At 60.3% G+C, this 15,478-nt stretch carries 11 protein-coding genes; 5 read left to right on the top strand and 6 right to left on the bottom strand.

Annotated features, from left to right (window positions below; translation table 11 throughout):
- Positions 1 to 15 precede the first annotated feature (15 nt).
- Positions 16 to 3,480 (top strand): transcription-repair coupling factor, encoded by a 3,465-nt coding sequence (mfd, locus tag ACXYMP_RS13390; RefSeq protein WP_458906916.1) that lies wholly within the window; start codon positions 16 to 18, stop codon positions 3,478 to 3,480.
- Between the two features lie 9 nt (positions 3,481 to 3,489).
- Here the strand turns inward: mfd and ACXYMP_RS13385 are convergent, their stop codons facing one another.
- The 3 genes from ACXYMP_RS13385 to ACXYMP_RS13375 are packed head-to-tail and all read right to left on the bottom strand — an operon-like array spanning position 3,490 to position 6,949.
- Positions 3,490 to 4,710, bottom strand: a complete 1,221-nt coding sequence (locus ACXYMP_RS13385) for a multidrug effflux MFS transporter (RefSeq protein WP_298566722.1) — start codon at positions 4,708 to 4,710, stop codon at positions 3,490 to 3,492.
- Complete coding sequence (locus ACXYMP_RS13380) at positions 4,707 to 5,357, bottom strand: DsbA family oxidoreductase (RefSeq protein ID WP_458906913.1); 651 nt, start codon at positions 5,355 to 5,357, stop codon at positions 4,707 to 4,709. The genes ACXYMP_RS13385 and ACXYMP_RS13380 overlap by 4 nt, the downstream gene beginning before the upstream one ends.
- Before the next feature lie 59 nt (positions 5,358 to 5,416).
- Positions 5,417 to 6,949, bottom strand: coding sequence for a class I adenylate-forming enzyme family protein (locus ACXYMP_RS13375; protein ID WP_298566724.1), 1,533 nt, complete (start codon positions 6,947 to 6,949; stop codon positions 5,417 to 5,419).
- A gap of 91 nt (positions 6,950 to 7,040) precedes the next feature.
- Between ACXYMP_RS13375 and ACXYMP_RS13370 the strand changes: the two genes are divergently transcribed.
- Entirely contained in the window at positions 7,041 to 7,667 is a 627-nt protein-coding gene (locus ACXYMP_RS13370) for a helix-turn-helix domain-containing protein (protein ID WP_298566725.1), read from the top strand.
- A 76-nt stretch (positions 7,668 to 7,743) separates the two neighbouring features.
- Here the strand turns inward: ACXYMP_RS13370 and ACXYMP_RS13365 are convergent, their stop codons facing one another.
- Positions 7,744 to 9,561: an extracellular solute-binding protein gene (locus ACXYMP_RS13365; protein WP_458906910.1), complete on the bottom strand. Its 1,818-nt coding sequence runs from the start codon at positions 9,559 to 9,561 to the stop codon at positions 7,744 to 7,746.
- Positions 9,562 to 9,931: 370 nt separating this feature from the next.
- Between ACXYMP_RS13365 and ACXYMP_RS13360 the strand changes: the two genes are divergently transcribed.
- Positions 9,932 to 10,717 (top strand): 3-hydroxybutyrate dehydrogenase, encoded by a 786-nt coding sequence (locus ACXYMP_RS13360; protein ID WP_298566728.1) that lies wholly within the window; start codon positions 9,932 to 9,934, stop codon positions 10,715 to 10,717.
- Entirely contained in the window at positions 10,714 to 11,775 is a 1,062-nt protein-coding gene (locus ACXYMP_RS13355) for a patatin-like phospholipase family protein (protein ID WP_298566729.1), read from the top strand. Before ACXYMP_RS13360 ends, ACXYMP_RS13355 begins: the two co-directional genes overlap by 4 nt.
- On the opposite strand, the gene ACXYMP_RS13350 is transcribed toward ACXYMP_RS13355, so the two are convergent.
- Positions 11,772 to 12,407, bottom strand: coding sequence for a LysE/ArgO family amino acid transporter (locus ACXYMP_RS13350; RefSeq protein ID WP_298566730.1), 636 nt, complete (start codon positions 12,405 to 12,407; stop codon positions 11,772 to 11,774). The genes ACXYMP_RS13355 and ACXYMP_RS13350 overlap by 4 nt on opposite strands.
- Positions 12,404 to 13,147, bottom strand: coding sequence for a DUF502 domain-containing protein (locus ACXYMP_RS13345; RefSeq protein ID WP_298566731.1), 744 nt, complete (start codon positions 13,145 to 13,147; stop codon positions 12,404 to 12,406). The genes ACXYMP_RS13350 and ACXYMP_RS13345 overlap by 4 nt, the downstream gene beginning before the upstream one ends.
- A 199-nt stretch (positions 13,148 to 13,346) precedes the next feature.
- On the opposite strand from ACXYMP_RS13345, the gene ligA reads away from it, so the two are divergent.
- Positions 13,347 to 15,476 (top strand): NAD-dependent DNA ligase LigA, encoded by a 2,130-nt coding sequence (gene ligA / locus ACXYMP_RS13340; RefSeq protein WP_458906906.1) that lies wholly within the window; start codon positions 13,347 to 13,349, stop codon positions 15,474 to 15,476.
- Positions 15,477 to 15,478 lie beyond the last annotated feature (2 nt).

Here is a 15,478-nt window from a genome sequence, read left to right as displayed (position 1 = left end):
CGATAACTCCCCCTCATGAACAAGCTTCTTCTCTCTGGTGCCCCCGAAGGCTATGACGCCACGCTTTTGGTAAAAGAGCTGGAGCGATCCGGCGGACCCGTCGTTCATGTGGCGCGCGACGACAAACGTCTGGCCGCGATGGAGGCCGCGCTGCAGTTCTTTGCCCCCGACGTGGTGACCCTTCGGTTTCCCGGCTGGGATTGCCTGCCCTATGACCGCGTGTCGCCAAATGCCGACGTGTCGGCCGCGCGCATGGCCACATTGGCCGGGTTGGCGACGGGGCAGGTTGCGGGACGGGTCATTTTGCTGACCACGCTGAATGCCGCCACCCAGCGCCTGCCGGCGCGCACTTTGTTGCAAGAAGCCGCCTTCACCGCCCGTGTAGGCTATCAGATCGACATTGACGCGCTAAGATCCTTCCTTGTGCGGATGGGGTTCTCGCAAGCGCCCACGGTGACCGAACCCGGTGATTTCGCCATTCGTGGCGGCATCATCGACATCTTCCCTCCCGGCGACGAGGGTCCGGTCCGTCTGGACCTGTTTGGCGATGTTCTGGATGGCGCGCGGCGGTTTGATCCGATGACCCAACGCACCACGGATACGTTGAACAAGGTCGACCTTTCGCCGGTGTCAGAAGTGATCATGGACGAGGCATCAATCACCCGGTTTCGGCAAAACTACCGGATCGAGTTTGGCGCCGCGGGGTCTGATGATCCGCTTTACGAAGCGGTTTCGGCCGGGCGCAAGCATCAGGGGATCGAACATTGGTTGCCGTTTTTTCATGAGACGCTCGAAACGCTCTTGGACTATGTGCCGGGTGCCTCGGTCATCCTTGATGACCAGCTGACGCCCGCGCGGCTTGCCCGCTGGGACGCGATCGTTGACCAGTATGAGACCCGCAAGATCGCGATGACGGCGAAGAACCGGATGGACACGGTGTATAAGCCCTGTCCCCCCGCGCTCCTTTATCTTGACGACACCGCATGGGAGGCCGCGCTGGCCCAGACCCGCGTCGTGCAACTGGCGGCGCTACCACAGGCCACCGGGGCGGGGGTTTTGGATGGTGGCGGACGGATCGGTCGCAACTTCGCGCCAGAGCGACAACAGGAAAACATAAACCTTTTCAGCGCCCTGAAGGACCATATTGAGGCGAAAGAGGACCATGCTGTTATCGTTGCCTCCTACTCTGATGGGGCGCGCGAACGCTTGCAGGGGTTGTTGGCCGATGAAGGGTTGATTACCACCACCCTGATCCAAACCGCCCGCGACGTGCCCGATGGTAAAGGCGGCGTTTATCTGGCGGTCTGGCCGCTGGAACACGGGTTCGAAGGGCCGGACTGGACCGTCATTTCCGAACAGGACGTGCTGGGCGACCGGTTGATCCGCGCGCCCAAACGCAAGCGCCGCGCGGAAAACTTCCTGACCGAAGCGCAAAGCCTGTCGGTTGGCGATCTGGTCGTGCATGTCGATCATGGCGTGGGCAAGTTTAACGGTCTGGAGACCGTCACCGCGATGGGCGCGCCGCATGAATGCCTCGCGCTGGAATATGCCGGCGGGGATCGCTTGTTCCTTCCGGTCGAAAACATCGAGCTTCTGTCCCGGTTCGGACACGACACCGGCCTGCTGGACAAGCTGGGCGGCGGCGCGTGGCAGGCCAAAAAGGCCAAGCTGAAGGAACGGATCCGCGAGGTTGCCGACAAGTTGATCCGGTTGGCCGCGGAACGCGAATTGCGCAAGGCACCGGTGCTGGACGCCCCGCATCACGCGTGGGAGGAGTTCTCGGCCCGGTTCCCCTATCAGGAAACCGACGACCAACTGGGCGCGATCGAGGATGTTCTGGCCGACCTAGCCTCAGGCCGTCCAATGGACCGTCTGATCTGCGGTGATGTTGGGTTTGGCAAGACCGAGGTCGCGATGCGCGCGGCGTTTGTTGCGGCAATGTCCGGCCAGCAGGTGGCGGTGATCGCACCGACCACCTTGTTGGCGCGTCAGCATTTCAAAAGCTTCGCGGAACGATTCCGCGGCTTTCCGATCCAGGTCGGGCAGCTGAGCCGCTTTGTGGGTCAGCGCGAGGCGAAACTGACCCGCGAAGGCCTGTCGCGCGGCACGATGGATATTGTTGTCGGCACACATGCCTTGTTGGCCAAGGACGTGCGCTTTGCAAATCTTGGGCTGCTCATCGTGGATGAAGAACAACGTTTCGGCGTGGGCCACAAGGAACGGCTGAAGCAAATGCGCTCGGACGTTCATGTGCTGACGCTGACCGCAACGCCGATCCCACGCACTTTGCAAATGTCGCTGTCAGGCGTGCGGGATCTGTCGATCATCGGCACCCCGCCTGTGGATCGCCTGTCGATCCGCACCTATGTCTCCGAGTTTGACAGCGTCACGCTCCGCGAGGCTTTGCTGCGCGAACATTACCGCGGCGGGCAAAGCTTCTTTGTTGTGCCGCGCATCAAGGATTTGCCGGAAATCGAGGCGTTCCTGGCCAATCACGTGCCCGAAGTCACCTATGTCGTGGCGCATGGGCAAATGGCAGCGGGCGAGCTGGATCGCCGGATGAATGCCTTCTATGACGGCAAGTTCGATGTGCTGCTGGCCACCACCATCGTGGAAAGCGGCATCGACATTCCGACCGCGAACACGATGGTGATCCACCGCGCCGATATGTTCGGGCTGGGGCAGCTGTATCAGATCCGTGGTCGGGTCGGGCGGTCGAAAACGCGTGCCTATGCCTATTTGACGACCAAGCCGCGCGTGCCGTTGACACCGACGGCGCAGAAACGGTTGCGCGTGTTGGGATCCCTTGATGCACTGGGGGCGGGCTTTACGCTGGCCAGCCAGGACCTCGACATTCGGGGGGCGGGAAATCTGGTTGGCGAAGAGCAATCCGGCCAGATGCGCGAAGTGGGATACGAACTGTATCAGCAGCTATTGGAAGAGGCGATTGCCAAGATCAAGGCGGGCGAACTTGAAGGCTTGAGCGAGGCCGACAGCACATGGGCCCCGCAGATCAACCTTGGTGTGCCGGTTCTGATCCCCGACACTTATGTGCCCGATCTGGATGTGCGGCTGGGGCTTTACCGCCGTCTGTCCTCGCTGACGTCAAAGGTCGAGCTTGAGGGCTTCGCCGCCGAGTTGATCGACCGGTTTGGCCCGTTGCCGAAAGAGGTCAACACGCTGCTGTTGGTCGTGCGCATCAAGGGCATGTGCAAACGAGCCGGGATTGCCAAGCTGGATGGTGGGCCGAAGGGCGCGACGATCCAGTTTTACAACGACAAGTTCGCCTCGCCCGAGGGATTGGTGGATTTCATCCACGCGCAGAACGGGCTGGCCAAGGTCCGTGACAACAAGATCGTTGTGCGCCGCGACTGGCGCAAGACCACCGACAAGATCAAAGGGGCTTTTGCGATCGCTCAAGATCTGGCGATCAAGGTGAAAGAGGCGAAGGACAAGGCGAAAGCCGCAACGCGCCACTGAGGTGGCGGATTAGTCCGTATTGCCACGATCAAGCTGCATCAACGCGACCGCGAGCGCTGAACAGATCGTCACGCCGATCAAAAGCGGAAACGGTGTGTCGTTGAACGCCAATCCGACCGGGGCGGCAATGGCGATGGCTGCAATCGTGGGCACCGCACCAATCACAGCACTGGCCGTGCCAGCCACATGGCCCAAAGGCTGAATGGCCAACGCGTTCAGGTTGCCAAAGCTCAAGCCGTTCAGGAAAAACAGCGTGGTTGCCCAGCCACAGAACAGCCACAGCGCCCACGCACCCTGAGGCGCAAACACCCACCACGCCAACAGCGTCACCGCGGCCAGCACGGTCTGGACCGCAAACCCCGTGACCGCCAAGCGCCGCATGCCCAGGCGCATGACAAGTTTGGCGTTCAGAAAACCGGCGGCGGCGGAAAACACCGTCACCAGTGCAAAGTAGAGCGGAAAGCGGGTGCCCACGCCCAGCACGTCGACATAAATCTGTTGGGCCGAGCTGATGAACGACATGAGCTGACCGAAGGCCAGCGTGATGACGCCCATATAGATCAGCGTGACACGGGTGCTCAAAACCACTTTGAACGCCGCAAGGATGGGGCGCAGGGACAGGGCGCGCCGCCGTTCGGGTGGCAGGGTCTCGGGTTGGCGCAGCAAAAACCAGATCAGAATGACCAGCGCCAGCAGGATATAGGCGGTGAACATCTGGCGCCAGCCAAAGGCCAGCACGATCCCCTGACCAATCATCGGGGCGACCGCTGGCACGAACACGAAAAACCCGAATGCCATCGAGTTCACCCGTGCCATTTCGCGCCCTTGATACAGGTCTCGGGTCATGGCCATGCCACAGGCGCGCGGGCCTGCTGCGCCCAGCCCTTGGATGAAACGCCAGAACAGAAGCGTTTCAAGCGTTTGGGCCCACAGGGCGGCGAAGGCTGCCAGCATATAAAGCAGCATCCCCATCGACAGAGAAAATCGCCGCCCCAACGCATCCGACAGCGGTCCGAAAAACAACTGGCCCGCACCCGCGCCGATCACGAAAGCGCTGATCAAAAGCTGCGCGCGGTTCACGTTTTCGGGCACCAAGGTCGAGGCGATTTCGGGCAGTGCCGGCAAGATTGAATCGATTGAGAACGCGACCATTGAAAACAATGCGGCGACAAGCAGAACGTATTCGCCCAGCCGAAGCGGTTGGACTGGTGGAAAGGATCTGGCGATCACTGTGGCGTGTCCGGCCCAAGCTGGGCGGTGATCTCGTCGATAGCCTGCGTCCAAAGCTCGGTCGGTTGGGCACCGGCGATGACGTGCTGGTTGGCAACCACGAATGTCGGCACGGACTGCACGCCCTTGTGGCGCGCATCCGCGTCACGCGCCCGGATGTCGTCTGCGTCCGCGTCGGTATCCAAAAGCCGGGCGGTCACGTCGCCATCCATACCGATATCTGACGCGATCTGAACCAGTTGCGCTGGATCCCCGATATCCACACCGTCCACGAAATAGGCCCGAAACAGACGATCAACGGCGGCGTTTTGCTTCATCTCGATCCCCGCCCAATGGATCAACCGATGGGCGTTCAACGTGTTGGGCGTGCGCGTGATGCCCTCGAAATTGATCTTCAGACCCGAGGCTTCGGCTTCGGTCACAACCGGCAGATAGGCCTGAACAGCACCGGCTTGGCCTCCGAACTTCGCCTCAAGATAGGTGCGGCGATCCATGCCGGATGCAGGCATGTCGGGGTTCAACTGGAACGGGTGCCATTGGACCTGAAACGGATGATCCGGCCGCGCGGCAAGGGCGCGGTCAAGGCGGGCCTTGCCGATGTAGCACCATGGGCAGATCGGATCGGAAAACACATCAAGACGGATCATGGCAAACTCCTTGCGCTAGGCTTTAGCCGGGATTGGGGTCATAGGAAAGGGCACGGGGATCAGCCCGAAGAAAGCCCGCCACGTTCAAAGGCGGTGCGCAGGCTTGACCTGAGCAGTTTGTTGTTCGCCCCACGCGGTAAGGTGGTGACCGGAATGAACAGGCGCGGGCATTTGTAATGGGCGAGGGTGGCATGGGCGTGGGCTGACAGGTCTTGATCTGACAGGGCCGCGCCTTCGAGGGTATAAAAACAGGCGATGACGGTGGCGTCAGCTTTGATGGCGACCTCGGCGCAGGCGGCTTCGTGGACGCCGGGGTGCAACGCCATTGCGGCCTCAACCTCGATCGGAGAGACACGAAATCCACCGGCGTTCATGATATCGTCTGAGCGTCCCTCAAAGGTGATGGCACCGTCTGGGTTCATGCTGACAGTGTCGCCTGTCAGGAACCAGTCGTTGCGAAAACGGGCTTTTGTGTCTTTTTCGGCACCAAGATAGCCCAGCATGAGGCCGGGATCGGAGGCATGAACTGCCATGATGCCTGCCTCGTTACGGGCGACCGGGTGGCCTGTGTCATCGACAACGGCGATATGGCGACCGGGTTGAGGGAACCCCAACGTGCCTTCGGGCGCGGGGTGGTCTGGGGACCCGGACACGAAGGTTGAACATTCCGACATCCCGTAAGCTTCGTGGATCGGGGTGCCGGTCGCGTCGATCCAGTGCGCGCGGGTGGTTGCCGGCAGTTTCTCGCCCGCGGACAGGCCGTGGCGCAGGTTGGGCAGGGCGGGCAGGGGCGCGCGTAACATCTGGCGATAGACACCAGGGGCTGCGGCAAAGATGGTCACCTGTTCGCGCGCCAGCAAGTGGCCCAAATCCGCGGCCGCCGCTCCAGCCGCCGGGATCAGCGCGGTTGCGCCAACCGTCCAGGGGTCCATCAACCCGGTGCCAAGCGTATAGGTCCAGTTGAACGCACCGGCATGCATCAGCCGGTCGTCGCGGGTAAGACCATACCAGCCGGTCCACATCATTTGCCGCGCCCAGATGGCACGATGGGCATGCACCACCGCACGCGCCTTGCCCGACGTGCCAGAGGTGAACACGATATAGGCGGGCCGCTCGGGATCGCCCATATGAAAGCTTGCGGGCGGGTGGTCGGCCAGACGATGAAGCATGTCCACATTCAAAACCGGCGCATCGGTCCCATCTGGCAGCGCGATGCCCTCATCTGCGAAAATCAGCTTGGGGTCGACCATCGCGGCCATTTTGGAGATCTCGGCGCGGGTCAGCTGGGACGAGGTGGGAACCGGCACCGCGCCTGCCGCAATGGCCCCCAGAAAAGCCAGCGGAAAATCGACTGTGTTGCCGAGGCGGAGCAGCACACGGTCACCGGGGCGCACGCCCTGCGCCGACAGCCCACCCGCAAGCCCGCACACGGCCCGTGCCAACTGCGCATAGGTCCAATGTGTTTCCCCAGCACCATTCGGCGTCACCACCGACAAAGCGGTTTTCGTGCCCAGATCATCGGCATGGGTCAACACATAGCGCGCCATATTAAAGTCCGAAGGCGGCGGAGGCAGGGGGGCCGTGGGTGTCATTTCGGATCTCATTTCCTTGATGTGCCAAGCTCTGCGGGCACTTACAAGGGCTAGCAGTTGCATTGATCCGGTTTCGGTGTATTCAGAGGCCATGAAGAGCCTCAACCAACCCAGCTTGATCCGTCTGGCACGCGAAAGCGGCGAGGATGCGCCTGATCCAAGCCCCGTAAACCTTGGCGAACGGGTGCGTGACCTGCGCAAATCGCGCGGTTGGACCCTTGCCCAAGCGGCCGTTCAGGCCGGGCTGGCGCGATCCACCCTGTCGAAGATCGAAAACGGCCAGATGTCACCCACATACGAGGCGCTGAAGAAGCTGGCAGTGGGTCTGCAGATCTCGGTGCCTCAGCTTTTCACCGCGCCGAAGGCGGCACAGGTGTCCGGGCGCATGGCCGTGACCAAATCGGGGGATGGCGCGTCCCATCCGACCGCCACCTATGAACATGAAATGCTGGCAGGCGCGTTGACCAAAAAGGCGATGCTGCCCTATCGCGCCCGGGTGCGTGCCCGCAGCTTTGACGAGTTTGACGGCTGGGTGCGCCATGACGGAGAGGAGTTCCTGTATGTTCTGACCGGCGCGATCCGGCTGATTACGGAATTCTACGAACCCGTCGAAATGCGGCGCGGCGACAGCGCCTATTACGATGCGTCGATGGGCCATAACGTTGTGTCGATCAGCGATGAGGACGCGATGATCCTTTGGGTCACGTCGCTGACCTGACCCAAAGGATGATTGGGCCTACACGCCGAGAACCAGCGTCGCCAGCGTTTGGCGACGTGCCTCGCCTGCGGCAATCCTATTCCTCATACCACCAAATCTCAGGCTGGAAGCCCAGATAATCGCCATACATCGGAATGCGCGCGGGGTATTTGAGTTCTTTGACATGAGCAATGTGGGACATTTCGGAGAACCCCAACGGAATGACATAGCGGCCAGCGGTCAGCACACGATCAAGCGCTTTGGTGGCCGCGCGAAATTCGTCCTGCCCCTTGGCGTTCAGCATGCGGTCGATCAGGCCGTCAATTGCCGCGCTTTTCACGCCCATCCAGTTGCGTGTGCCTTCTTCGTCTGCGCTTTCGCTGCCCCAATACAGCTTTTGTTCGTTGCCGGGGCTGAGCGACAGGCCGCGCCAGTAATAGGCCATGTCGAAATCAAACGCGTTGGTGCGTTCCTTGTATTGCGCACTGTCGACCGAGGTGATGGTGGGCGCGATCCCCATACGCTCAAGGGCGGCGGTAAAGATGTCGATCTCTTGCCGGTTCTCGGAGGCGCCGGTTTTCAACAGGATCTCGAAGGTGAAAGGCGACCCATTTGCGTCTTTCATCGCGCCGTCCTGCACGGTCCAGCCGGCGTCTTCCATCAGCGCCATGGCGTTGCGCAATCCGTCGCGGTTGCGCGCCGAGCCGTCAGACACCGGCAGGGCATATCCCTCAAGCGCGCCCTTCGGCAGGTCGTCAAAGGCCGTCAGCATGTCCTTCACCAAACCTTCCGCAGGCGCCCCCGGTGTCATTCCCAGCACCGAGTTGTGGAAATAGGACTGAATGCGCTTCTTGGCGCCAGCATTGATGGTCTGGTTGATAAACTCGAAATTGAAGGCGTGGATCATCGCGTCACGCACGCGAATGTCCTGAAACGCGGGGCGGCGGGTGTTCATGACATACCCCATGATCCCGGTGGGGCGCTGATGGGGGATGTCCGACAGCACGATGTCGCCCGAAGTCACAGCAGGAAACGTGAATTGTGTCGCCCATTTCTGCGCATTCGTTTCGCGGTGTGTCGTTGCCTCGCCGGCCTTGAAGGCCTCGAAGATCACATCGCCATCGCCGTAATAGTCGAACCGGATCTCGTCCAGATTGGCTTGTCCACGCATGAAGGGCACGTCCTTGCCCCAATAGTCGGGATTGCGCTTTAACGTCAGATGACGGCCGGCTTCGAAATCGGCGATCACATAGGGCGCCGACCCGATGGGGATGACGTCGATGCCAGAGGCTTCAAAGTCCTTGCCCTCCCACTGGGCTTTTTGCAGCACCGGGCGCATGCCAAGGATCAGCGGCAATTCCCGATCCTCGGTGTTGAAGGTGAATTTCACCGACCGCTCGCCGGTTTTCTCCATGGAGGCCACTTTGCTCCAGGCGCCGTGATAGCGCGGATGGCCGAGGGTGCCGAGGGTCTCATAGGACCACATCACGTCTTCGACCGTGACGGGGCTGCCGTCGGAAAAACGGGCCTCTGGTCGCAAGGTGTATTCGACCCATGTGCGATCAGGATCGGTATCGACCGATTCGGCCAAAAGACCGTAAAGGGTGAACGGTTCGTCATAACTGCGCCCCATCAGGCTTTCAGCCAACATAAAGCGAAGCTGCCACGGGGCGGACCCTTTGCGAATGAACGGGTGCAGCGAATCAAAGCCGCCCGCCTCGGCGAAAATGATCTTGCCACCCTTGGGGGCGTCTGGGTTCACATGGGGCAGGGACACAAAATCAGGTGGTAGGGCAGGGTCGCCATACATAGCTATGCCATGCTGGGGCTCAGCATAGGCAAACTGGGCGGTGAGGATCGAAAGCGAAACGGCACCAGCAAGTGCGCGCAGATTGTTGAAGATATCGGATCTCATTGGCGACTGCATCCTTCACGTCCCTGATATGATTTGAGGAAAGCCTAGACCTGTCCCCGAGCCTTTTCAAACTTTTAGCTTGGAACGCGGCGCCAGACCGCTTATAAAGAATTCACTGCTCGATAGGTTTCTTGCCTGTATGAAACCTGCCTCAATAACTTAACGCCCGCTTCGTGCGGGCGTTTTTTTTATGGACCACTCGGGCAGCCTTCATACCGCGCACGTCACACCAAAGGTCGAGAGAATCGGTTGGCTCAGACCGCTCTGCATCGGTCCGCATGGGTGATCAGGCCGCCGCTCGGATATCCGCTGGCGTGCGGGCGGCATTCAGCTATGCTGCGGCGCAACATATTACGCAGAGGAGATCCCCATGGCCATCACCACATCGTTGAACGGAAAAACCGCAGTCGTCACCGGGTCCAATTCCGGTATCGGTCTGGGCATTGCCCGCGAACTTGCCCGCGCGGGCGCAGATGTAGTGCTGAACTCCTTTACGGATACGGATGAAGACCACGCCCTGGCCAAGCAGATCGCCAAGGAATTCGGGGTCGAGGTGCGATACATCCAAGCCGACATGTCGGACGCCGATCAATGTCGCGACCTGATTGCGAAAGCGGGCCAGTGCGACATCCTGATCAACAACGCCGGCATTCAGCACGTGGCACCGGTGGACGAATTTCCAGTGGACAAATGGAATGCGATCATCGCGATCAACCTTAGCTCGGCGTTTCACACGACGGCTGCCGCTTTGCCCAAGATGCGCGCCGGTGGCTGGGGCCGGATCGTCAACATCGCTTCGGCGCATGGGTTGACGGCGTCACCGTTCAAATCGGCCTATATTGCGGCCAAACACGGTGTGGTCGGGCTGACCAAGACGGTTGCGCTTGAAACGGCCGAAGAGCCCATCACCTGCAACGCGATCTGCCCTGGCTACGTGCTGACACCGCTGGTCGAGGCGCAGATCCCGGACCAGATGAAAACTCATGGCATGGGTCGTGATGAGGTGGTTCGCGAAGTCATGCTGGCACGCCAGCCGTCCAAGGAATTTGCGACCGTCGAGCAAATGGGTGGATCGGCGGTCTTTCTGTGTTCGGATGCAGCCGCACAGATCACCGGCACAACCTTGTCTGTTGATGGCGGCTGGACTGCACTTTGAGCACCCGACCCAAACCCAAACGCATCAATCTGGCACTTCAGGGCGGGGGCGCACATGGCGCCTTCACTTGGGGCGTGCTTGACCGGTTGCTGGAAGACGAACAGATCGAGATTGCCGGCATCTCGGGCACCTCGGCCGGGGCCCTAAACGGTGCGGCGCTGAAAGCAGGGCTGGTGGCGGACGGTAAGGGGCAGGACCGCGACGCCGCACGCGCCCAACTGGATGGGCTATGGCATAGCGTGGCGGGCGTCCATGATCTGCGCCTGACAACATGGTTTGCCCAGTTTGCCCCACATAACGAGTTTATCAGCCAAGCCATCGCAGCCTCGCCGGCGTTTGCCTGGGCCGATATGGCCAGCCGGGTGATCAGCCCCTATTCCTATGGGCCGTTCTACGCCAATCCGCTTAAATCGGTGGTCGAGAAGTTCGACTTTGATCGTGTCTGTGCCGATATCGGCCCGCGCTTTTGCGTGTCCGCCACCAATGTTCGCACCGGCAAGATCCGTGTCTTCGATGGGCACGAGATTTCGACCGATGCAATCCTTGCCTCGGCCTGCCTGCCCACCGTCTTTCAGGCGGTCGAGATCGACGACCCAAGCACCGGGAATCGCGAAGCCTTTTGGGACGGTGGATATACGGGCAATCCGGCCCTGTTCCCCCTGTTTGACCCGGCGCTGCCGGCCGACATTGTGGTGGTCAATATCAACCCGCTTTTCCGTCCCGATGTTCCAACCTCTGGGGCGGATATCCAGAACCGGATCAACGAGATCAGCTTTAATTCGTCGCTTCTGCGCGAGCTTCGGGCGATCAATTTCGTCAAACGACTGATTTCCGCAGGACAACTGGCGCCCGGCCAAATGCGCGATGTGCTCGTTCACATGATCTCGGATGATGTTTTGATGCGCGACCTTAGCACGGCGACCAAACTGGTGCCCTCGGCGGTGACGTTGCAGCGGTTGAAATCAGCAGGGCGAGACGCCGCTTCGCAGTTTCTTGACCAGCACAGGGATGATCTGAACACCCGTGGCTCTGTAGATCTGGAAGAGATGTTCGGCTAGCCGATCGTGCCGATTGCCACGCCTCGGATCAGCCCGATCGCAATCGCCCACATGGTCAATCCGATGATTACATCGAGCATCTGCCACGCCTTGGGGCGTTGCATGACCGGGGCCAGAAAACGCGCGCCATAGCCCAGCGAGAAGAAGAAAACAAAGCTCGACGTTACCGCGCCCAGCCCAAAGATGATCCGCTGCGTCCAGTCCCCGAACGAGGTCGAGATAGCCCCGATCAGCCCCAAAGTGTCCAGATAGACATGCGGGTTGGCCCAAGTGAACGCCGCCGCGATCGCAATCGTGGCCAACAGGGGGCGGGACTGCCCGGAAAGCTCCATCGCGTAGTCGCCACGCACCGCGGCCGCAAACCGCATTGTTCCGTAGACGATCAAGAACCCCGCACCTGCCAGTGCCATCACCAAGGGCAAGCTGGGCCATGCTTCGACCATGGCGCCGAACCCGGCAACGCCCGCCATGATCAACAGCGCGTCCGAGGTGGCACAAAACAGGCAAAGCCAAAACACGTGCTGGCGCATCAACCCCTGACGCAGCACGAAAGCGTTCTGTGCGCCAATGGCCAGAATCAGGGAAAACCCGGTTGCAAAACCGGTTAGAGCGGGTGCAAGCACCAGGTTCATTTTACATCAGTTTCAATGGGTTGCGATGGGTCTTTCGAGTTCGGATAGACCAAACCCGCCGAGATGACCAGTTTGGCAGCATCTTCGACGCTCATGTTCAGCTCGATCACCGAATGACGCGGCACGAACAACAAAAACCCTGATGTCGGGTTCGGAGTCGTCGGCAAAAACACCGAGACGATGTCTTCGTTTACCGGAATGCTTTTGTCGATCTCGCCCTTTGCCTTGGTCGAAATGAAGGCAATCGCCCAGATGCCCTTGCGCGGATATTCCACAAGGCAAGCTTTGTCGAACTTGGTTTCGGTGGATTGGCTGAACACCGTCTCGGCGATCTGTTTGATCCCGTTATACAGGGACCGCACAACCGGCATCCGATCCACCAGCCCTTCGCCCCAGGCCAGAAAGGACCGCCCGATCAAGCCCTTGGCGATCCAGCCGACAAAAACGGTAAACAACAGGAAGACAACGACGCCAACGCCGCGCACGTTGACGCGAACGTCATCCCCAAAGATCATCTTGAACCAGGCACTTTCACCAAAGAAAAGATTGATCAGCGCATCGGGGTGATAGCGCGCTGGGACAAACGGCAGCACCCAGCTGTCGATCCAACCTACAAAGGTCCAGATCATCCACATGGTCACCGCGATCGGCACGACAACGACAAGACCCGCAAGGAAGTTGTTGCGCAATCCAGCAAACGGGCGCCATTTGCGCCGTGTGTGATCGTCGTCTTCAGTCATTGAATGCGCATTCCCCAGAGCTTCCCAACGGAACTTAGGGACTCGCATCAGGTTCGGCAATAGCCGACGCCTTGAAACACGGGTGATTGCGCCTTTTTTCAAAGGGTTGCGGTCGTCATGTCGGGCGATCGGGCTGCAACGGGACTGGACGAAGGCGCGGCACGGGCCTATCACAATTGAAAAGGAGTATGCTTGGGCCATGCGCGCGACCGCCGAAATTGACCTGGACAAACTGACCAAAGACGATGCACGCGCCGAACTGGCACGGCTCGGTGCAATCTTGTCGCGCGCGAATGCAGCGTATTATCAAGAAGATGCACCCGAAATTTCGGATGCTGCCTATGACGCGGCAAAACGGCGCAACAGCGCGATCGAGGCGAAGTTTCCTGACCTCAAACGTGCCGACAGTCCCAGTGAACAGGTGGGGGCGGCCCCGTCCGAGGGATTTTCCAAAATCACCCACGAGGTGCGGATGTTGTCGCTTGGCAACGCCTTCGACGATCAGGACGTGGTTGATTTCGACGGCCGGGTGCGGTCCTTTCTGGGCCTGTCAGACACCGCGCCGCTTGCTTACACGGCAGAACCCAAGATCGACGGACTGTCCCTGTCGATCCGGTATGAAAACGGGCGTTTGGTCCACGCGGCAACCCGTGGCGATGGCGCTGTTGGGGAGAACGTGACAGACAACGTGCGCACCATCGCCGATATCCCCGACACCCTGACCGACGCGCCCGAGGTGTTCGAAGTGCGCGGCGAAGTTTATATGTCGCATGCCGATTTCAGCGCGCTGAATGAACGCCAGGCCACACGTGGCGGCAAGACCTTTGCCAATCCGCGCAATGCGGCGGCCGGATCACTGCGGCAGCTGGATGCGTCAATCACCGCAGATCGACCGCTGAGGTTCTTCGCCTACGCCTGGGGGGCCTTGTCCGCCCCGCTTGCCAGCACCCAGATGGAGGCTGTGAAGCGTCTGGAAACGCTCGGGTTCCAGACCAACACGCTGACCCGGCGGTTCACGGACCTGAAAGCGCTATTGGCGCATTACCACGAAATAGAATCCCAGCGCGCCACATTGGGCTATGACATCGACGGGGTCGTTTATAAGGTCGATGACCTTGGCCTTCAGGCCCGACTTGGGTTTCGGTCGACCACGCCCCGCTGGGCGATAGCGCATAAATTTCCGGCTGAACGCGCCTGGACCCGTCTCGAAGCGATCGACATTCAGGTCGGGCGCACCGGCGCGCTCAGCCCCGTTGCGCGCCTGACACCCGTGACTGTGGGCGGCGTTGTCGTGTCCAACGCGACACTGCATAACGAGGACTATATCGCCGCACGCGACAGCAAGGGCGACACCATTCGCGGCGGCAAGGACATCCGCATCGGTGACTGGGTCGAACTGTATCGCGCCGGTGACGTGATCCCCAAAGTGTCAGATGTGGATCTGGACCGACGTTCTGCGGATGCAAAGCCATATGTGTTTCCAACACACTGCCCCGAATGCGGGTCTGACGCGATCCGCGAAGAAGGGGACGCGGTGCGTCGCTGCACAGGCGGCATTATCTGCCCCGCACAAGCCGTTGAGAAACTGAAGCATTTTGTATCACGCGGCGCGTTTGACATCGAAGGCCTTGGGGCCAAGCAGGTCGAGGCGTTCTACAACGATCCAAACCTGCCAATCCGCGAGCCAGTGGATATCTTTACCTTGGCCGCGCGTGACAAGGCGCAGCTCGCGCGGTTGAAAAACCGTGATGGCTGGGGCGAAAAAAGCGCCGAGAAGCTCTTCGCAGCGATTGAAGAACGCCGCACAATCCCTTTGAATAGATTGATTTTTGCGCTTGGTCTTCGGCATGTTGGCGAAAGCGCATCAAATCTATTGGCAAGGCATTACGCAACCTGGGACGCGTTTGAGGCTGCGGTGACAGCCGCTGGGACAGACTCGTCTGCATGGGATGAATTGGTGTCCATCGACGGTGTTGGCGCCGTGATGGCCGGGTCGTTGGTGGCCAGTTTTGCGCAAGAGGCTGAACGGGCGTCGATTGACCGGCTGGTCGCGGCTTTGGATGTTCAACCCGTGCAGGCCCCCAAGACTGATGGCAGTCCCGTCGCCGGCAAGACCGTGGTGTTCACCGGCACATTGGAAAAGATGACACGCGCCGAAGCCAAATCGCGCGCCGAAGCATTGGGCGCGAAGGTCTCAGGCTCGGTCTCGGCCAAGACAGATCTGTTGGTGGCCGGACCCGGTGCTGGTTCGAAAGCCAAGAAGGCCGCTGAGCTTGGGATCAAAACGCTTGACGAAGACGGCTGGTTGGCCCTGATCGGAGACGGTTAGAT

The organism is Aliiroseovarius sp. CAU 1755 (assembly GCF_054482655.1).
The sequence above is the reverse complement of the archived record's forward strand: the minus strand, read 5'-3'. Positions and strand labels throughout refer to the sequence as shown.